Origin of the sequence: Algibacter sp., from assembly GCF_039977455.1 — a bacterium.
Taxonomy (GTDB): Bacteria; Bacteroidota; Bacteroidia; order Flavobacteriales; family Flavobacteriaceae; genus Algibacter_B.
The window spans coordinates 18,664-38,807 of sequence record NZ_JBDWDG010000031.1 but is presented as its reverse complement, the minus strand read 5'-3'; the positions used below and the strand labels follow the sequence as shown (position 1 = coordinate 38,807).

Sequence of the window (20,144 nt, the reverse complement as noted above, 5' to 3'; positions counted from 1 at the left end):
CTTATTAACACAAAAACATAATTGGTTCGTTAAATCGTTTTACAATTTAAACGTATTTTGTTGGGGTCAGGAAAAAAGCTAATGATCTATTAATTGGGAAAATTAATACAATATATAAACAATAAGGTTTTAGTCAAGATTGCCTCATTGCAAAGTGCCTCGGTATTTACTCGAATACTAGGAGGGATATTAACTTCAAAAGCTATTGCTATTTTTATTGGTGCCGAAGGTTTAGCCTTAATAGGGAACTTACGAAACTTTGTTAGCGCCTTTCAAACCATTGCGACCTTTGGTTTTTATAAGGGTATTGTTAAATATATCGCTAAGTTTAAAGAAGATAGTTTAAACCTTAGTAAAACACTTTCTACGTCCTATTACATGGGGTTTATTGCTACGGTAATGGTCTCCTTCTTTTGTTATTTTGAAGCAGAGTGGATTAATGATATCATTTTTCCTACCTATAACGACTACGCTTATGTTATTCGAATTTTTGCGATAGCCATTCCTTTTTATTCGCTTAATATGTTTTCCTTTTCTATAATGAATGGGTTTTCAAAATATAAAATTTTAATTATAATTAATATTATTGGCCAAGTACTTAGCGTTGCCATTGCTTTACTATTAATATTCCAAAATAAAATAGATGGGGCTTTAATTTCGGTCGTAATAGCCGAGTCACTTATATTTTTAATTACCCTAGTTGGTATTATTAATAGAAAGAGCTTAATTAATCACATAAAGCTAAGTAATGTAAGCTATAGTTTATTAAAAAAACTAAGCCCTTACTCATTAATGGGATTATTTACAGCGGTTTTAATGCCTTTTGTTACTATTGCTATTCGCTCTTATATTATTGATAATTTAGGGTATAAAGACGCAGGGTTTTGGGAGGCCATGACAAGAATATCAGACTATTATTTAATGTTTGTAAGTTCTTTAATTGTATTATATCTTTTACCTAGGTTTACTGAAATAAATGGTTTTAAGGCCTTTAAAAAAGAAGTGTTGAGTTTTTATAAAACCATTATACCTATAATGCTTGTTGGTTTATTGCTCATATATGTATTAAGACATTTTATTGTTTTAGTAATTTTTTCTGAAGAATTTAAACCTGTAGAAGATTTGTTTTTCTGGCAGCTGTTGGGCGATTTTGTTAAAATATTATCCATTGTAATTGCCTACCAGTTTTTAGCGAAAAAAATGTTTTGGCACTATATTTTAACCGAAGCTTTTTTGGTTATTATATTATATACTACTAGCGTGTATTTTATTGATTTATACGACCATGTTGAAGGAGCTGTTATTGCTCACTTTGTTAGCTACCTGATGTACTATGGTATTATATTGCTTATTTTTGGTAGTTCTTTGTTTGGGGTTGAAAACCATGAATGATTTAATTTTAATGAGTATAACTTTTTTATGTTAAATAGTTTTTGGAATAGGGTTCGTGCAAACGCGATTTTTAAAGTAGCTTCTTTAAATTCTTTGAGTCTTTTTGTAAGGTTAATTTCAGGCTTTGCAATATCCAAATTCATGGCTGTTTTTATTGGACCTTCTGGAATGGCATTATCAGGAAACTTAGGTAACTTCTTTCAGTCTTTACAGAATTTATCATCTATAGGATTTAAGAATGGGGTCATTAAATATATTGCTGAATTTAAAGAAGATGAGCACAGGTTAAAGGAGGCCATCTCTTCAGGTTTTTTAATTTCTGTGCTAATTGGTTTACTGTCCTGCGCTACTTTGTTTTTATTTGGAAATTCCTTTAGTCTATTAGTGTTTAGTACTAAGGAGTATTCATTTTTATTCAAAATATCAGCCTTCACGATGCCTTTTTTTACTGTGCATGTTTTTTTTCTTGCCGTAATGAATGGCTTAAAAAAAGTTAAAGATTTAGTTATTGTTAATGTAGCTGCCTATATGATTTCTGCGATTCTAATAATTTTATTGATGGGTAGAAATCAATTGGAAGGTGCGCTTTTGGCTATTGTTTTAACGCCCATTGCTTTGATTTTTTCCCTTTTGTTTAGGTTATCAATGGTGAAAGAAATTATTCAATACATAAGTTTTTTTACATACTCGAAAAGTTTCCTTTTAAAAATAACGTCATTTTTTTCGATGACTTTGGTTTCTGCTATTATGTTTCCCGTTATATTTATACTTATTAGAAATTATATAATAAGTAACGTAGGTACAGAAGAAGCAGGCTTTTGGGAGGGCATAAGGAAAATTTCAAACTATTATATGTTGTTTGTTTATAGTATGCTAGAAATATATTTACTTCCCTTGTTGGCAGAAAATAAAAAAGGATTTAAAGCTATAGTTTTTAGCTTCTATAAATCACTACTGCCATTTGTTATTTTTGTTTTTTTGTTAATTTTTTCGTTAAAAGTGTTAATTGTTAAAATAGTTTTAACCAAGGCATTTTTACCTATGGAAAATTTGTTTTTATGGCAATTAATTGGAGATTTTTTTAGAATTGTTTTCCTTACTATTTCTTATCAATTTATAGCTAAAAAACTTATAAAAATGTACATTTTATGCGAAGTGGTTTATATGATGTTATTATATTTTATTAGCGTATATTTTATTGATTTGTTTGGTGTTATAGGAGCTGTTAAAGCACATGCCTTAACCTGTTTTATTTATATGCTAATTTTGTTTTTAGTTTTTAGGAATGAATTTTTTAGAAAAAATGTGGTTGAGTAATGTTAAAAACAAAGAATGTAGTGTTGAGCTATGTTGTATTCTAGTTATAGGAGTTTCTTTTTTGATGGAACTGTTTTTTTGCGATTTTCATATCTGTAGATATCTTAATTTACTGGAGAATATTCTTTTTGCAATAATTCTTATAATTCCATTTAATTTTATTAAAAACAAAAGGTATTCAAATTTTTATTTTGCATTTACATTTTTTTTCTTTAATCTTTTTTTATTAATAGAAACCTGCTATTATTATATATTTAAGGTAAATCTGTCTCCTTCTGCTATTTATATATTCTTTGAGACTAATAATGTAGAAGTAAAAGAGTTTTTGACATTTTATATCGATAGTTATTTAATTGGCTATGTGTTATTAATACTTTTAATATTCTTAGTAATTTTTAGTATTGGTAATAAAAGTGTCCAATATTTTAATTTGGAAAGATTTGGTTCAAGGAAACTTGTTTCCGTGTTTTTATTTATTGTAATTGTTTTAAAAGTGACACCATTAAAGCATCAAAATTTACCATTTTTAATTTTGAAGTCTTTTTATTCTGTTTATTATGAATCTGAAGTTACAGAATTAGGAGTTTATAAAGACGAAACTGGAATCTTTAAAAGTGCTAAAACGAATAATTTCAGGAAAAATAAATTATTTTTTGTAATTATTGGAGAGTCAACAACAAGTAACAATATGTCACTCTATGGCTATAATAGAGATACAAATCCTCTATTAGGTAAGCAAGAGAGTTTAGAGGTTTATAAGGATGTTGTTAGTCCTCACGCTGGAACAACAGCTTCCATTACCAAAGCATTAAGTTTAGATAATTACGAGGGAAGTAGTGCTAAAGGGTCAATAATGCAGCTTTTAAATGCGGTAAATTATGATAGCTATTGGGTGTCGAACCAACAGCCAGTAGGTTTTGCTGAAACTGAAATTACTAAACTTATTTATGCATGTAAAAACAAAATATATTTAAATACAGAAGGAACGGAAGAATTTAATCAATACGATGAAGTCATTTTTAAAGAAATTGATGAAATAATAGATGATAAATCAAACAGAAATAAAGTAGTATTTGTTCATCTACAAGGAACGCATTTTTACTATGAAAATAAATACCCTAAAACGTTCAATATTTTTAATGATAAACCAAATTCACAAATAGCAAAAGAGGAAACCGAATATAAGACTATAAATGCATACGATAACGCAGTAAGATATAATGATTTTGTTGTAAATAGTATTATTGAAAAAATTAAATCCATTAATACTGAGAGTTTTGTATTATACTTTTCTGACCATGGAGAAGAGGTATACCATACTATTAAATTTGCAGGGCATAATGATGATGTAGGTACATTGCCTATGTTTCAAATACCTTTTTTACTATGGCAATCTGAAGTATTTAAAAATAATAACAATATTAATATTGATTTAGAAAGACCGTACATGACCGATGATTTATTTCACAGTATTGCCGATTTGTGCCAAATAAACGATTCTATTGTAAATTTAGAAAAAAGTATATTTAGTGCTGAGTTTAAAAACAGAAAAAGAATTATTTTAAATAACCAAGATTATGATTCAATATTAAGTACTAAGATTAATAGAAATTAATAACTATGAAAATTTGTATTATAACTCCATCACTAGGTTTAGGAGGCGCAGAACGTGCTGCAGCAGTTCAATCTATAATGCTTTCCGAGTTGGGGTATCAGGTTCATATTGTTTTAATTTCTAATGTAATATCTTTTGATTTTAAAGGTGAGCTTTATAACCTTGGAGCTTTAAAGGACAAAAGCAATACTTTTTTTGATAAAGTAAAAAGAGTTTTTTTGCTTAAAGAATATTTAAAAAAAAATAATTTTGATTTTGTTATAGATAATAGATTGCGCACTAATAGCGTAATTAATGAAGTTGGAATTTGTAAATATGCATACAGAAACTTTAAAGTGCTATATGTTATACATAGTTCTTCATATAAAAATGAAATAAAAGAAAACTTATTTCTTAAAAAATGGCTGTTAAGAGATGCATATAAAATAATAACAGTTACCAAGAGTCTGCTTGATTTGATTAAGCCATTTCATGATAATGAAAAAATGAAATGTATAGAAAATGCAGTCGATGTTGAAAGTATTAGACTAAAGGGAGATCAAAAGTTTAATATCTCATTTCCATATATTTTGTTTTGTGGTAGACTAGAAGAGAAATGTAAAAATATAAGCTTATTAATTAAAGGGTATGCAAAGTCTAAGGTTTACAAGGAAGGTGTTAAATTAATAATTTTGGGAGAAGGTCCAGATAAACGAGCCTATGAAGAATTAGTAATAAGTTTAAAAATTAAAGAACACGTACATTTTAAGCCATTTACAATTAATCCTTTTGTGTATATGAAGCATGCATTATGTTTAACTTTAACTAGTTTTTATGAGGGTTTCGGACTTGTTCTAATTGAAGCTTTAGCTTTAGAAACCCCGGTAATAGCTATAAATTGTGAAACGGGACCATCAGAAATAATAGAGCATAATATTAATGGTATAATGTTGGAAACTTATAACTTAAGCGAATTATCAAATGCCTTAAAATTGATAGCTAATGATGCTGAGAAAGTAAGTGAATTTAGAAAAAACACTTTAGTAAGCGTTCAGAAATTTGATATAAAGAATATATCAAAAAAGTGGAAAGCTATTTTGGAAGACTAAATTTACTGCTATTTGGTATTTTTTTATGTTTATATAGAAATCGTAATTTAAAGGCAGGTATTTTATTAGTGAAGTAATCTTGTATGGATTTTTTTTAAAAAATAAAATACTGGAATAGGTAAAAAATACTTAACCTTTTTAATGGGTGATAAATTTGATACATCTATTTTATCCTTATAGTATTTTACAAGTTCATAATTCCTTTCCATTTTATAAAGGACGAGTAATTTAAAATATATAAAATCAATATATGGTTTTAGTATATGTTGGTTTTCATTAGTAAGGTATTTAGAATAATCAGGCGGGTTTCTTTTAGTATTTGTATTAGGTGCCGTTAATTGATTTTCTATTCCTTTTAAATAAAATACTTTTTCTGTATTATAATAAGTGATGTCGTAAATGGAAAAACACCTTATAAAAAAGTCTTCATCTTCACCATAGTTTATTGTGTTGTCAAAGTAGCCAATATTGTTAAATACATTTCTTTTAACTACGAGAGCACTTGGTCCAAAAATGTTTTGTTTTAAACTAAAATAATTAAATATTATTTGAACTTTTTCATTTTTAAATGTATTTGCTTTTAAATCTAACTTATGTTTATTTCTAAATGTCTTTACACCAGTCGCTAACACTTCAGAATTGCTTTTAATTGAAAGTAAGTTACATATAGTCATTAAATAATCTGCACTCCATAAGTCGTCAGCATCCAGAAAAGCAATATACTCATATTTAGCATTTTTAATACCTGTGTTTCTTGCTCCAGATAGTCCTAAATTGTTTTGATTAATAATCGTAATTCTTGAGTCAGAAAAACGTTTTACAACACTTACGCTATTATCTGTAGACCCATCATTAACTATAACAATTTCAAAGTTTTTGTAATTTTGGTTAAGCACACTATTTAAAGTATCCTCTATATAGTCGGCTTTATTATATAAAGGTATAACTACAGAAAAAAAAGGCTTTGTAGACATGGTTTATGAATCTAAATCTTTAAAACAGATATATGATAATTTGTATAATTGTAATATAAACATATTTGGTTTAGGGCCAATTAAGTTACGCTCCATTAGGTTATTGAATAACTTGTAAAAAAAACTTAGCAAGTAATTCAATTTATATTTTTTTAAACTTACAAATACGGAAAGTAATTTATTGCTATGTTCTAAAAACATACGGTCATTGTATAGCTTTAATAAGAGGGTTATGAATTCTTGAACTTTGTTTAAATACAGCTTATTGTCTTCTATGCCATAATGATACACTTCATTGTTTATGTGCAGTACATTAACCTTGTTCTCTTTTAGTAGTGCTCCAAAAAAATTATCTAAACCATAACTTTTTATTTTTATTTGGGAGTTTATTTTAGAAAAAATCTCCTTTTTAATAAGAAAATTAGCAGAAATGACTATTTGATAAGGTTTTAAGTTTCTTTTTTTTGCATCAACTTCTTCAAAATTTTTACCAAAATTATAGCGTAAGGTTTTGTTTTTTTGTGGTTTTATAGTCTTGTAAGCGAAGCCTCCGTAAATGGCTTCGTACTTGGAGTCAATATTTTCAAGATGCTTTATTATAAATCTATCCGATTTTGGCATAACATCGGCATCCAAAAATAAAAGCCAATTAAATTTTGAAGTATCCGAGAGAATTTGTCTAGATTTTGTTCTACCGTTATTTTTAGAAGAAATTATAATGGACGCATGCTCTAAACCATCTACTACTGATTTGTTTTCAAGTACAAATTTATTCGATCCATCTTCAATGCAAATAATTTCAAAATTAATTTTAGCATGAGTTGCTTGCTTATGGATTTCAGTAACTAAGCTTGAAATAGAATAATTATAAACAGGTACAAGTATTGAAAGCATAGTTAGTTTTTACGTTGTACCACCTCATAAACCTGATTTTCATCACACTTTAAAGTCTTACTTGGGTATTTTAGTAGTAAAGCATAATCATGAGTAGCCATTAAAATGGTATTGCCATTTTTATTAATGTCTTGAAGTACTTCCATGACTTCAACGCTGGTTTGTGGGTCTAAATTTCCGGTAGGCTCATCGGCAAGGATAAGTTCTGGATCGTTCAATAAAGCCCTGGCTATTGCAACACGTTGTTGCTCACCTCCAGAAAGCTCGTGAGGAAATTTAAAACCTTTTGTTTTCATGTCCACCTTGGTTAAAACTTCTTCAACACGTGTTTTCATTTTGTCTTTATCTTTCCAGCCTGTGGCTTTTAAAACAAATAGTAAGTTGTCGTTAATAGTACGATCTGTTAGTAATTTAAAATCTTGAAAAACTACGCCTAATTTGCGTCGTAAAAACGGAATGTCTTTTTCTTTTAAGGTTTTTAAATCGAAATCAACAATATGGCCTTCCCCTTCTGTTAAGGGTAAGTCGCCGTAAAGTGTTTTCATAAAACTACTTTTTCCTGTTCCTGTTTTTCCAATTAAATAAACAAAGTCCCCTTTATTAATTTCCACATTTACGTTTGAAAGCACTAAGCTATCTCCTTGAAAAATAGAAGCATCTTTTAATTGTAAAATGGAATTTGACATATGGTAATTAACGGTTTTGTTACTGATGTAAATGTATTATTTAAAAGTTGAAAGTAAAAGTTTAACGTAAAAAGAATAAAAAAAGTCTACAAACAACAGTTAATTGGTATCATTATCAATTATTTGGTAATCTGTCATTTCTTCATCCTGAAATGAAAAACAGAGATTAAAAACACGATGTCATTTCAACCAAAACTTCCGTCTTCGGTCTTCTTTCCCCCAACTTTTATTCAATATTTAATAACTTGATTTATAATTATGGCACGATTATTACGTTATTAAATTATCTTTGATTTTAAATTAAAAAACGAATCCTAAATGACTAAGAAAAGTATTGTTTCATTAATAGTTGCTATAAGTTTTGGTTTTCAAATAATAGCACAGCAATCTGCAACATATACAAGTAATTTAGTCGATTATCAAAAAGCATTATCGCTTTATAATAATCAACAATATAATGCTGCTCAATCCTTGTTTAGTACGGTTAAAAAAACAACAACTGAAGATGTTTTAAAGTCTGACTGCGCCTATTATATAGCTAATTGTGCTGTTCGTTTAAACCAGCAAAATGCCGATCAGTTGATTGAAAATTTTGTTGAAGACTATCCCACAAGCACAAAAAAGAATACGGCCTACGTGGATGTAGCCGATTATTATTTTGAAAATTCTAAATATGCGTATGCTAGAAAATGGTATAACAAAGTAGAAGAACGAGCATTAAGTGGAAAAGAACGTGAAAAATTTTATTTTAATAACGGCTATACAGCGTTTACAACCAAGCAATATAAAGACGCTAGAAAGTATTTAAGTAAGGTTGAAAACTCTACGGAATTTGGATCTCAGGCTAAATATTATATTGGTTTTATGGCTTATGAAGGTGATGATTATGACAGAGCCAACGAGTATTTCGAGCAAGTAAGCGATCAAGAACAATACAAGGAAAAACTATCGTACTATCAAGCCGATTTAAACTTTAAATTAGGCAAATTTAATGAAGCTATTAAATTGGCTAAAGACAGACTAGAATCTAGTGATGCTAATGAAATTTCAGAACTATCAAAAATCATAGGTGAAAGTTATTTTAATTTAAAAAAATATGCCGATGCTATTCCGTATTTAACGGCATATAAAGGCAAAAAAGGCAAGTGGAGCAATACCGATTTTTATCAATTGGGCTATGCCTATTACAAACAAAAGGATTATGAAAACGCGATTTCAGAATTCAATAAAATTGTAGGTGGTAAAAATGCAATTGCTCAAAATGCCTATTACCATTTAGCTGAAAGTTATGTGAACTTAAACAAAAAACAAGAAGCTTTAAATGCCTTTAGAAATGCATCGCAAATGAATTTCGATTTAAAAATTCAAGAAGATGCTTGGTTAAATTACGCTAAACTTAGTTATGAAATTGGTAACCCATATCAGTCGGCACCGCAAGTTTTAGTAAGTTATTTAGAGAAATATCCAGATACAAGCTATAAGGAAGAAATCGAAACGTTATTAATTGATTCATACATTACATCAAAAAACTATAAAGAAGCATTATCGCTATTAGAAAGTAAAAAGAGTTTCGAGAATAAAGTAGCTTATCAAAAGGTGGCATTTTATAGAGGTTTAGAGTTGTATAACGAAGGTGATTATCAAGAAGCAGAAGGGCTTTTTGATGCGTCTTTAAAGGAACCTCAAGACCAAAAATATACCGCAAGAGCAACATTTTGGAAAGCCGAAGCCGATTATAATTTAACAAACTACGATGACGCCTTAATTGGGTTCAAACAATTTAAGCAACAAACAGAAGCACCAGTAACGCCAGAGTTTGAAAATCTAAATTATAATCTAGCTTACACGTATTTCAAATTAAAAAATTATGATAATGCTACAGCGTTCTTCAATGATTTTATCTCCAATAAAAGAGAAGATAAATTAAGATTGAATGATGCTTATTTACGTTTAGGCGATGGCTATTTTGTGTCTAGCCAATATCAAAGTGCTATTTCTGCCTACGAAAATGCTATTAAATTAGATAAAATAGATTCTGATTATCCAGCATTTCAAAAAGCAATTAGTATAGGTTATGCAGGGGAAACATCAACTAAAATTAAAGCTCTACAACAATTTATTTCAGATTATCCAAAATCAAAATTGCGAGACGATGCGCTTTACGATTTAGGTAATTCTTATATTAAAGATAATTATACTGCTAAAGGTATGGCAGCTTATAGTAAGTTGGCAAGCGAGTATCCTATGAGCTCTTTTGTGCCTAAAGCATTGCTTCGCCAAGGATTGGTGTATTATAATGGTGCCGAAAATGAAAGTGCTTTAACCAAGTTTAAAAAAGTAGCAGGAGACTATCCAGGAACGCAAGAAGCTGTTCAAGCCGTATCTACAGCGCGTTTAATTTATATCGATTTAGGTCGTGTTGATGATTATGCTAATTGGGTAAAACAGTTAGATTATGTCGAAGTTACCGATGCAGATTTGGATAACACTACTTACGAAGCTGCCGAAAAGCAATATTTAGAAAACAATACAGATAAAGGTATAAAACAGTTTAATGGGTATTTAAACCAATTTCCAAATGGATTACATGCTTTGCAATCGCATTTTTATGTGGCGCAATTGTATTACAAAAAGGGCTTACTTGAAAACGCCGCACCGCATTACAAATATGTTACAGATTCAAGCAGTAACGAATTTACAGAACAGGCTTTAACGCGTTTATCGCAGTTTTATTTAGAAAGTAAAAGTTGGACTAATGCCATTCCTGTTTTAAGCCGATTAGAAGCTGAAGCTAACTACCCGCAAAATATTGTATTTGCGCAATCTAACTTAATGAAAGCAAATTATCAACTAGAAAATTATGACGGTGCTGTGGCTTGCGCAGAAAAAGTATTGGTAAGTTCTACCATTGATAATAAAATTAAAGGCGATGCCCACATTATTATAGCACGTTCGGCTATTAAAACTGGTAACGAAGCTAAAGCAAAAACAGCGTATGCTAATGTAGAAGGTGTTGCTACAGGCGAAACAGCTGCCGAAGCTCTGTATTACAATGCTTATTTTAAAAATAAGGAAGGCAAACACCAAGCATCCAATACAACAGTACAGAAATTAGCTAAAGATTATTCGGGGTATAAATATTATAGCGCCAAAGGTTTAGTGCTTATGGCTAAAAATTATTATGCTTTAAATGATGCTTTTCAAGCCACTTATATTTTAGAAAGTGTTATTCAAAATTTCTCAGAATTCGATGATGTGGTTTCAGAGGCAAAAACCGAATTAAGCAAAATCAAAAAGGAAGAAGCAAAAACAAATTCATCTATTTTACCCGAAGAATAATTCGTTTGGTCATTCAGCGCGAAGCTATTTTTTTTACAGCCTAAGCGAGGAATGTCAGTAAATAAAAAAATACGTTAATCGTAAATAAAAACTTATTAAATATGCGTAAGCAAATAAAAAATATATTCTCCGTTGTTCTTTTATTAAGTGTCACTTTAGGATTCTCTCAAAGAACCCAAAATGATACCATAAATACAGGTGTAATTGATGTCGTTAAACCCTATGCGCCAACAATTTCTGATGCGTTTAAGGTAAAGGAAGTACCGTCTTTAGACGATGAGACTACCCAAACAAAAAAGGATATTAAGTATAATATTTTTTCATTTCCTGTGGCATCCACATTTACCCCAGCAAAAGGTAAAGCGGCGGTGGTAGAAAAACGAGCGCCAACAAAATTATACGATAATTATGCCACTTTAGGTGTGGGAAGCTATACCACAATTTTGGGCGAAGTATATTTAAATCATGCCCTTAGTCGTAATGAAAATATTGGCGGTTATGTCAGTCATCATTCATCGGCATCAGGTATTGAAGATGTGGAATTCGATAATAATTTTTCCGACTCAAAAATTAACCTGAATTACTCAAGTCAATTAAGAGATTTATCATGGAATGCCGAGGCTGGTTTTCAGCATCAATTATACAATTGGTATGGTGTACCAGAATCGCATATTGCACAAGCTAAAACGGATAATATGGATGGCAGTCATTCTTTTTTTAATGCGCATTTTGGTGGCGATGTCACTTTTGAGGACACATATATTAATTCAGGAAGCGCCTTTTTTAGACGTTTTTCAGACAATCAAGGTTCCGGCGAAAACAGATTTACAGTCAAAGCAAAAGTAGATGTGCCAATACGAGATGTCGAAATTTCAACCGATTTTAAAATAGACTATCTAGGTGGTGCTTTCGATACAAATTATAGTGGCACAAATGCAATTGACTACGGTAATTTTCAAGTAGGCTTAGCACCAACTTACCAGTTAAAGCAAGACGATTTAACCGTTAATATAGGTGTGTCTCTAAACTATTTAAACGACAAAGCTTCTGGCGATAATAACCTTTACTTTTATCCAAATGTATCGGCAACATACCGTGTAGTTAATGATATTGTAATTGCTTATGCAGGTGTAAAAGGCGATTTAATTATCAATTCGTATTACGGTTTTGCAAACGAAAACCCTTTTATATCCCCAACCTTAGCCATTGCACCAACCGATCAGTTGTACAATGCATACATCGGTTTAAAAGGGAAGCTTTCAAGCAATATGAGCTATAATGTAAGCGGTCGTTATGTGTCCGATAGAAACAAAGCCTTGTATAGAAACAACGACATTACCGCAACCAATCAAGAGTACTCCTACGGAAATTCTTTTGGTATTGTTTACGACAACATCGATACCTTTGGTGTAGCAGGAGAAATTAACGTCGATGTAAAGCGAAACTTTAAACTAGGTTTAAAAGTTGCGTATTTTTCATATACTACCGATAACCAAGACGAAGCTTGGAATTTACCAGACATAAAAAGCTCACTTTTTGTAGATTATCAAATAAACGAGCAGTGGTTTGCAGGAGCAAATTTGTATTATACAGGCAAGCGTAAAGACCAATATTTTGTAAACGATGGTGTAACTGTTGGAATGCCACAAACAGTAACTTTAGATAGTTTTTTCGATGCCAACGCACACGTAGGTTATCATATAAACGAGCAGCTTTCTGTATTTGCAAAAGCTAATAATATGGCTAATAACGCCTACCAGAAATGGCAAAATTTCCCGGTACAAAGTATTCAGTTTTTAGCAGGAGCTACTTATAAGTTTGATTTTTAAAATTCCTACGAAGGCAGGAATCTTATGAATGAAAACTAGATTCGTCATGAATTTAATAAAAAATATTTGGGCGTTCCCCAAAAGGGGCAGGCTTTCCGTTGCAAGTCTTCGCACCTCCTTCGTCGGGCTGTGGGCTTTTCACTGCAATCCTTAACGCGGGGTTGCAACAAGGTTAATAGGTGAGGTAGGTTTTCGTAAAACCAGTATCTAGAATTTAACTAGTTTTGTAGTGTTAGTAAAAAAATCAGATTATTAAAAATTTAGTTTTCATAGCGTTATTTCTATCCATAAATTCATTCTCTCAAAATTTAGAATGCGGTCATAACATAGATAGTGTTAGAAGCGCATTAACAGGTCAATGGAAATTAAAAGCACTCAATACCAATAAAATCTATAAGTTCTGGTTTAATCAAGACAGTGGCTTTGTAGAGGTTCTAGAAGAACTAAACCTACCGCCAAAAGCAGAACACACAGAATTAGGGCGGTTAATTAAAAACGACCAAGCTTCGGTAAACATAAAACTAAAAGAAGGTCGTTTTTTTATTGAAATGGTATATCCTTTTGGTACGGTTTCGGCACAAATATTTAAGCTAAATAAAAACACCTTTGTTTATGGCAAAGGAACCTCAGAGCATTATTTTATAAAAGATGTTAATTAAGCTGTAATTTTAGCTAAATAATCAAAGTGTTCTCCTTCTAAAACCAATTCGCATTTAAGATCTAGCGTTTCGCAAGCTAGTTTTAACGTTTCAAAATCTAAATACAACCATTTCATAGGAGCTTCTTCTTCGTTTTTATAACTCAGAAAATAATCCAATTCACCGTAGTAACTCGAATTCATATCCATCCAATAGCCGCCATCTTCATCTTCGTACATGTATTTAATATCCGAGGAGTCAATTAAAATCTGCCCGTTTGTATTTAATAGGCTTTTTAAATGTGCTAAATATTTTGATACCTGAGTTAGTTCTTGAAAAATTCCAGTGCCATTCATTAAAAGTAAAATCGTATCAAAAGTGTGATGTTCGCCTAAAAGCGGTAAAACTTCAGCATGTAATACACCACGTTTTTTAGCAACCTCAATAGCACCATTGGATACATCGATAGCTTTAACCTTAAAACCTTTTTTTTGTAAATACAAACTATGAATCCCAGAACCGCAACCTACATCTAAAACAGATCCTTTACAAAGCTTTAAAGCTTTTTGCTCTAAAGTAGGCATGTCTTTAAAAGCTCTAAATAAATAGGGTAGTGGCAAAACATCTTCATCAGAAATATTGGTTGAAGTTGTAATGTCCTGCGTATAATTTCCGTTTTGGTAATCTAATAACGCATTGCCGAAAAGGTCTTTCATAAAAAATCTAATTGTTTCATGCCCTTTTTCAAGGGAATCTCATTTCATTTCCGCGGAAGCGAAAATTTCATAAATTATACTATTTTTACACCATGCAAGACATCATCAATAATCTTCCAAAGCGCGCCAAAGATAAACATAACGAGAATAAAAAATTCTTTACCAAGCTAAAAAAGAAGGCACCAAAAAATTTAGACTATATCATGCAAGACTTGCATGACGAAGAATTTAAGCGTACCGATTGTTTAGAGTGTGCAAATTGTTGTAAAACGACAGGTCCACTTTTTACAGATAAAGATGTAGATAGAATTGCTAAGCATTTTAAAATGAAAACACAGCAATTTATTAGTCAGTTTTTGCGTGTTGATGAGGAAAATGACTATGTTTTACAAAGTGTGCCTTGTACTTTTTTAGGTGCAGATAATTATTGTTCTATTTACGATGTTCGCCCTAAAGCCTGCAGAGAATTTCCTCATACCGATAGAAAAAAGTTTCAGCAAATTTCCAATTTAACTTTAAGGAATGTTGCCATTTGTCCAGCCGCTTTTAACATTGTAGAAGAAATGAAGAAAAGAATAAAATAGTATATTTAGAAAAAACTAAATATTTGGAAGCTATTTTAAACTACTTCGAAACCATTCCTACCCACCACAGAGCATTAATTATTGTTGGCGGTTTAACTTTTTTTGGGTTTTAGAAGGTGTTATTCCTTTAATAGGATTTAAATACAAGAAATGGAAACATGCAATACCTAATTTGTTTTTCACTTTAACTACCATTCTTGTTAATTTACCCTTAGCCTTTTTGTTTTTAAAATCTTCCGATTGGGTTATGGCTAATAATTTTGGAATTCTAAATTGGTTGCCAGAAATGCCTGTTTGGTTATATGGTATTCTTGGGTTGTTTTTAATAGATTGTATTGGGGCATATTTACCACATTTAATCGAGCATAAAGTAAAACCACTTTGGGTGGTGCATTTGGTGCATCATTCCGATCATAATGTAGATACCACCACAGCAAACAGGCACCATCCTTTAGAGAGTGTTATTCGTTATGTCTTTACGCTTGCCGGAATTTTTATAGTGGGTACACCTATTGCATTAGTATTATTATACCAGTCGCTGTCAGTAGTTGCTACACAATTTAACCATGCTAATATTCAATTGCCAAAAAAAGTAGATAAATTACTTAGTTATGTTATAGTATCTCCGGACATGCATAAAGTGCATCATCATTATAAAATGCCATATACAGATTCTAACTACGGTAATATTTTTTCGGTATGGGATAGACTTTTTGGAACCTATAAAGAATTAGATACTGGTAAGATAGTTTATGGTGTTGATGTGTTTCCAAATGAAAAAGAAAACAGCAATATTAAAGATTTACTAAAACAACCTTTTCAGAAATATCAAAAACCAACATCGTTCGATTTCTAGTTTTAACCATTTTATAATTATTTAGTTAGTCTTGTTATATCTGTATCTTATTAAATATGTAGAGTTATCATCACCTTTGTAAGTTCTATCTTCTCTATAATGATTTACATTTTTTTCTACAGGATCAATACTAACATTTACGCCACCAGGTGTAGAATATGATTGTGGATTTGTATCAATAATTTGACTTGTAAGTCTTCCTAAATTAAGTTGAGAAAAGACCATGGTGTCCTCAATAATTAAATCAGCAGGAGCCCAAAGTGCTATTGCTATGTTAACAGCAACAACAACTGCAGTTCCTATAGCTGCAGCAACTACTGTTGATGCACCAGCCATTAAAGCTATAGAGGTGCCTACAGTTCCTAGCGCACCTGAGAATATTTCAGACAACTGATCGTTAATTACAAATTTAAACGCATCTAAAAACCCCTGTACTTCTTGTTCAAAAGCTTCTCTACTATCTATTTCAAAACCCATAACGCCAATTGCTACAGCAGCATTTTGTCCGTTATATAATACACGGTTCATTTCTCTTTCTTCACCCGAATCAAAATCTCCAAATTCAATTAGTGGAAGTTCGTTTTCTCCATTAACCGAAACGGTTAAATCACTATCAAGTTTAACTGTTGTTATTTGTATGCCTACTTCATCAGATCCTGTAATATTTAAATGGCCTGTTTCATCTTTGGCTTTTATGTGCTCTGTTGCGATGCTAAATTGGTCATTTGGACTTGTTACAACTTCTAAAAACACGGGCTCCGATTTTGAATTACCTCCGTTGTTACCTAAGCTAGGCATTACCACTCTAATTTCATAAACTCCAATGGGTAAATCTTCTGGTATAGTAAAGAGAATCTTATCTTCTACACCATGAATTACAGAAGTATCAGGTACATCTGTATCCCCACAAACATGAGCTTGTATTTCCCTTGTGAAATTTGTATTTCCTTTTGCTTTTATTTCAATCGTTCCTGTCACATCATGAAAGTTAACTCCATCTAATAGTACGGCGCCTCCTTTTTGTAATTGAGGTACAGCCATACAAATATTAACTCCTGTTGAAGCGGTAAAGACATTGCCTCCACAGTTCTCAACCACTACATGACAATCTTGTACAAATTCACCGTTTTGTTGTACCACATCGCATTCACGTTGAACTTCTTCATTTCTAAGTGCAAAACCACTTATTTTTGGTAAAAAATGTACTGTTCGTAATCCATTAATTTTATAAATAATAGGAAAATTAATAATTTTACCACCCACATCGTCGTTAGGGTCTGGCTCTTCAGTGAAACTCCTTTCTAGACCAGGAGTTTCTTCTTCCAAACAATCTAAATTGTTAAAAATAGATTCACTAGATCTGGATATAATTTCTTTTGCAAGTAGCCGTTGAATTTGTTGAATAGATAATGATGAATTAGTCAAAAATTCTTTTGGTATAAACGCTTTTTTGGCCTTGGCATTTAATGTGTTAAAGCTATTAACTGAGCATTCAAAATTAGCTTTAATTTTTGGCGCTAAACTTTGAAATCTTAAGAACATCTTTTTTTCAAGACTATTAGATGGAGCCTCTCCTTTTTGAAATTTATTAAATTCGTAAATAAACAAGCCAACTAAGGCGCTTGGAATAATATTACCTTTTGAAGTTTTATCCATATTCTGATACTTTTCAAAAACGGTTTGTTTTGCTTTAGTTTCATCAGAATCCTTTTCAAAAGGGATACAGTCAGCTAGAGTAGTTTTGTCCCTAGGTAAATCATTTGAGTTTAAGCCTCTTTCAGTTAGTATTTTACAGTTATATGGTAAAACTAGTAACAACAAGCCTATAATGAAGATTTTGTTTTTCATTTTGAGTCAAGTATTGGTTAATTAATGTGTCTATTTTGCAATTGGATACGATTAATTCGTATTAATTTTTAATGTACTCCTTTTCATAAATAATGAATTTAGAGTTTGTTAATTGCCAAAAAAGTATAGGAAGATATTTTGTTAAAAATAAGTGTTTTTTCTGACATATCAAAATTTAGTACAGTAATAACTTTCTCTCTTTGAGTTGTTTATGTGTAAATTTGTTTTTAATATGTTTACGATTTAAAATATATTTGGTTGTGATATAATGTAAAAAATGTTAGTGATAGCTAAAACATTTAGTGAAACAATAAAATATTTGTCATTATTGATTTCAATGAAAAATTTGTCTTTAAAATTATATGTTCAATTCAAGTTAAATTAAAACCACAATATATTTGCATCTGTAAAAATTTGATTAAAAACCCAATAGATATAACTTTAATTGTGATTTTTTTTATTTTAACCATTCTCAATATCACTAATGTGTTCTTCCCAAGCTTTAGCTGAAATTTGAATTTCTACAATTAAAAGGGAAAGTGACGCTATAAGTAATAATAATGCTAAACCAAATATCCACACGGCAATGGTATTTTGCTGTATGTAAATTAAAAACATAGTTAATACGCAAAAAAGTAAACTGGTAATACCTAAAATTTGCATGTATCTGGTAAGGTATAATCTATGTTTTATATTTCTAATTTGTTTGTAAAAACGCTTGTCGTGATTTTTTTGATACTTGTCATACAAATCTCTTATTGCTGCTGTATAGGCAATAAATCTGTTGGTGTAAGCTAACATGATTAAGGAAATTGCCGAAAATAAAAGAGCAGGTGTGGTAAGCGTTAATTGTTCCATAGAGTATCATCTTTTAATTATGCTAAATTATAAATAACCAATTTGAATTTGCTATATTTAAATCGGTATTTTATCTTTCAATATGCGAGAAGACTTCTTACACTACATTTGGAAACATAAAAAATTTCAAATTCATAATTTAAAAACTACTGTAGGTGAACCTGTAGTTGTAAACTCGGTAGGGCAACATAATTTTAATTCGGGTTCGGACTTTTTTAATGCTATACTTAAAATAGGAGAGCAACTTTGGGCGGGTAATGTGGAGATACATATTAAAGCATCAGATTGGTTTTTGCATGGCCACGAGCAAGACTCGGCTTATGATAATGTTATTCTACATGTAGTTTGGGAAGATGACACCGAAGTCTTTAGAAATAACAATACACCCATACCAACACTTGTTTTAAAAGATGTTATTGATGAAGCTTTATTAAGTAATTACAAAAGGCTTTTTGCCTCGGATAACAAATGGATTAATTGCGAAAATGATTTTGATAATACTGATGATTTTGTGTTAGCAAATTGGTTAGAGCGTTTGTATTTTGAGCGTTTAGAAAGAAAATCGGAAACCATAGAAACACTTCTTAAGGCATCAAATAATGATTGGGAAGCCGTATTATTTAAAATGCTAACTAAAAACTTTGGATTGAAAGTAAATGGTGACTCCTTTTTTAGTTTAGCCCAATCCATCGATTTCTCGATTGTTAGAAAAACGCAATCCAATCCTCAGGCTTTAGAAGCTTTGTTATTTGGGCAAGCAGGACAATTGGACCAGGATGTTGAAAACGCGTATTATTCCGGATTACAAAAAGAGTATCGATTTTTAAAACTTAAATTCAAACTATCTAATTCAAATGTGTTACTCATTCAGTTTTTTAGATTGCGACCACCAAACTTTCCAACTATTAGATTGTCTCAATTGGCAAGTCTGTATAACATACATCAAAATTTATTTTCCAAAATTATTGAGTTTAATACATTAGATGATTTTTATAACCTTTTTAAAGTTTCTACTTCAGAGTTTTGGAAAACCCACTATACCTTCCAAAAGGAATCTAAAGGTTCAAAAAAAGTGTTGTCAAAGTCCTTTATAGATTTATTGCTTATCAATACTATTCTTCCTATTAAATTCAGTTACGCCAAACAAAAAGGTCAAGACATAGATACCGAAATTTTGGAAATAGCATCACTATTGGCTTCAGAAAAAAACAGTATTGTTAATGCGTTTAATGGATTAAAAAAAGTTTCCAAATCATCTAAAGATTCTCAAGCCTTGATTCAGCTAAAAACAGAATATTGCGATAAAAATAAATGTTTAAAATGTGCTGTAGGAAACGCACTCATCAATAAATAAAGCGCTATTTTAAAGAATTTAAGAAAAAGGCCCTTTTAGTTTTAAACGAATACCTAAAATAACCGTTAATAATTTAAGATTTCGATTTTAATACCTAATCTAGAACAATTACGGGTATAAACTTTTAAACTAAAAAAGTATGTGTTAAATTGCAGC

The 20,144-nt window shown here is 30.7% G+C and carries 15 protein-coding genes and 1 pseudogene; 9 read left to right on the top strand and 7 right to left on the bottom strand.

Features of this window, described 5'->3' with window-relative positions:
• Positions 1-93 precede the first annotated feature (93 nt).
• The 4 genes from ABJM36_RS14950 (at position 94) to ABJM36_RS14935 (ending at position 5,412) form a co-directional block, all read left to right on the top strand.
• Positions 94-1,392, top strand: a complete 1,299-nt coding sequence (locus ABJM36_RS14950) for an O-antigen translocase (protein ID WP_348452299.1) — start codon at positions 94-96, stop codon at positions 1,390-1,392.
• Between the two features lie 27 nt (positions 1,393-1,419).
• Positions 1,420-2,709, top strand: coding sequence for an O-antigen translocase (locus tag ABJM36_RS14945; RefSeq protein ID WP_348452298.1), 1,290 nt, complete (start codon positions 1,420-1,422; stop codon positions 2,707-2,709).
• Positions 2,710-3,241: 532 nt separating this feature from the next.
• Positions 3,242-4,324, top strand: a complete 1,083-nt coding sequence (locus tag ABJM36_RS14940; protein ID WP_348452297.1) for a sulfatase-like hydrolase/transferase — start codon at positions 3,242-3,244, stop codon at positions 4,322-4,324.
• A gap of 5 nt (positions 4,325-4,329) precedes the next feature.
• Positions 4,330-5,412: a glycosyltransferase gene (locus tag ABJM36_RS14935; protein WP_348452296.1), complete on the top strand. Its 1,083-nt coding sequence runs from the start codon at positions 4,330-4,332 to the stop codon at positions 5,410-5,412.
• Positions 5,413-5,477: 65 nt separating this feature from the next.
• On the opposite strand, the gene ABJM36_RS14930 is transcribed toward ABJM36_RS14935, so the two are convergent.
• Genes ABJM36_RS14930 through ABJM36_RS14920 form a run of 3 tightly spaced genes read right to left on the bottom strand, consistent with a single transcriptional unit; the run spans position 5,478 to position 7,966 of the window.
• A complete protein-coding gene (locus tag ABJM36_RS14930) occupies positions 5,478-6,386 on the bottom strand; it encodes a glycosyltransferase family A protein (protein ID WP_348452295.1) in 909 nt (302 codons plus the stop codon).
• Positions 6,387-6,389: 3 nt separating this feature from the next.
• The gene (locus tag ABJM36_RS14925; protein WP_348452294.1) at positions 6,390-7,280 is read right to left on the bottom strand and encodes a glycosyltransferase; all 891 of its coding nucleotides are present in this window, start codon (positions 7,278-7,280) and stop codon (positions 6,390-6,392) included.
• A 2-nt stretch (positions 7,281-7,282) separates the two neighbouring features.
• The gene (locus ABJM36_RS14920; RefSeq protein ID WP_348452293.1) at positions 7,283-7,966 is read right to left on the bottom strand and encodes an ATP-binding cassette domain-containing protein; all 684 of its coding nucleotides are present in this window, start codon (positions 7,964-7,966) and stop codon (positions 7,283-7,285) included.
• 318 nt (positions 7,967-8,284) lie between these two features.
• Between ABJM36_RS14920 and ABJM36_RS14915 the strand changes: the two genes are divergently transcribed.
• Both ABJM36_RS14915 and ABJM36_RS14910 read left to right on the top strand, forming a co-directional pair.
• Positions 8,285-11,305: a tetratricopeptide repeat protein gene (locus ABJM36_RS14915; protein ID WP_348452292.1), complete on the top strand. Its 3,021-nt coding sequence runs from the start codon at positions 8,285-8,287 to the stop codon at positions 11,303-11,305.
• Between the two features lie 101 nt (positions 11,306-11,406).
• Entirely contained in the window at positions 11,407-13,134 is a 1,728-nt protein-coding gene (locus ABJM36_RS14910; protein WP_348452291.1) for a TonB-dependent receptor, read from the top strand.
• Positions 13,135-13,543: 409 nt separating this feature from the next.
• On the opposite strand, the gene ABJM36_RS14905 is transcribed toward ABJM36_RS14910, so the two are convergent.
• Both ABJM36_RS14905 and ABJM36_RS14900 read right to left on the bottom strand, forming a co-directional pair.
• Complete coding sequence (locus ABJM36_RS14905; protein WP_348452290.1) at positions 13,544-13,738, bottom strand: hypothetical protein; 195 nt, start codon at positions 13,736-13,738, stop codon at positions 13,544-13,546.
• A 51-nt stretch (positions 13,739-13,789) separates the two neighbouring features.
• On the bottom strand, positions 13,790-14,488 hold the full coding sequence (locus tag ABJM36_RS14900) for a class I SAM-dependent methyltransferase (RefSeq protein WP_348452289.1): 699 nt from the start codon (positions 14,486-14,488) through the stop codon (positions 13,790-13,792).
• Positions 14,489-14,580: 92 nt separating this feature from the next.
• Here ABJM36_RS14900 and ABJM36_RS14895 point away from each other — a divergent pair, with 92 nt between their 5' ends.
• A complete protein-coding gene (locus ABJM36_RS14895) occupies positions 14,581-15,072 on the top strand; it encodes a YkgJ family cysteine cluster protein (protein ID WP_348452288.1) in 492 nt (163 codons plus the stop codon).
• A 23-nt stretch (positions 15,073-15,095) separates the two neighbouring features.
• A pseudogene (locus ABJM36_RS14890) lies at positions 15,096-15,928 on the top strand (sterol desaturase family protein).
• 21 nt (positions 15,929-15,949) lie between these two features.
• On the opposite strand, the gene ABJM36_RS14885 reads toward ABJM36_RS14890, so the two are convergent.
• Positions 15,950-17,776, bottom strand: a complete 1,827-nt coding sequence (locus ABJM36_RS14885; protein WP_348452287.1) for a hypothetical protein — start codon at positions 17,774-17,776, stop codon at positions 15,950-15,952.
• A 462-nt stretch (positions 17,777-18,238) separates the two neighbouring features.
• Positions 18,239-18,634 carry a DUF2721 domain-containing protein gene (locus ABJM36_RS14880; RefSeq protein ID WP_348452286.1) on the bottom strand — a complete coding sequence of 132 codons (396 nt, stop codon included), beginning with the start codon at positions 18,632-18,634 and terminating at the stop codon, positions 18,239-18,241.
• A gap of 82 nt (positions 18,635-18,716) precedes the next feature.
• Here ABJM36_RS14880 and ABJM36_RS14875 point away from each other — a divergent pair, with 82 nt between their 5' ends.
• Positions 18,717-19,988: a DUF2851 family protein gene (locus ABJM36_RS14875; protein ID WP_348452285.1), complete on the top strand. Its 1,272-nt coding sequence runs from the start codon at positions 18,717-18,719 to the stop codon at positions 19,986-19,988.
• Positions 19,989-20,144 lie beyond the last annotated feature (156 nt).

Coding starts and splice junctions, on each gene's coding strand:
- ABJM36_RS14875 (WP_348452285.1), top strand. CDS start 18,717: ATGCGAGAAGACTTCTTACACTACATTTGGAAACATAAAAAATTTCAA.
- ABJM36_RS14880 (WP_348452286.1), bottom strand. CDS start 18,634: ATGGAACAATTAACGCTTACCACACCTGCTCTTTTATTTTCGGCAATT.
- ABJM36_RS14910 (WP_348452291.1), top strand. CDS start 11,407: ATGCGTAAGCAAATAAAAAATATATTCTCCGTTGTTCTTTTATTAAGT.
- ABJM36_RS14920 (WP_348452293.1), bottom strand. CDS start 7,966: ATGTCAAATTCCATTTTACAATTAAAAGATGCTTCTATTTTTCAAGGA.
- ABJM36_RS14885 (WP_348452287.1), bottom strand. CDS start 17,776: ATGAAAAACAAAATCTTCATTATAGGCTTGTTGTTACTAGTTTTACCA.
- ABJM36_RS14935 (WP_348452296.1), top strand. CDS start 4,330: ATGAAAATTTGTATTATAACTCCATCACTAGGTTTAGGAGGCGCAGAA.
- ABJM36_RS14895 (WP_348452288.1), top strand. CDS start 14,581: ATGCAAGACATCATCAATAATCTTCCAAAGCGCGCCAAAGATAAACAT.
- ABJM36_RS14945 (WP_348452298.1), top strand. CDS start 1,420: ATGTTAAATAGTTTTTGGAATAGGGTTCGTGCAAACGCGATTTTTAAA.
- ABJM36_RS14900 (WP_348452289.1), bottom strand. CDS start 14,488: ATGAAAGACCTTTTCGGCAATGCGTTATTAGATTACCAAAACGGAAAT.
- ABJM36_RS14925 (WP_348452294.1), bottom strand. CDS start 7,280: ATGCTTTCAATACTTGTACCTGTTTATAATTATTCTATTTCAAGCTTA.
- ABJM36_RS14930 (WP_348452295.1), bottom strand. CDS start 6,386: ATGTCTACAAAGCCTTTTTTTTCTGTAGTTATACCTTTATATAATAAA.
- ABJM36_RS14915 (WP_348452292.1), top strand. CDS start 8,285: ATGACTAAGAAAAGTATTGTTTCATTAATAGTTGCTATAAGTTTTGGT.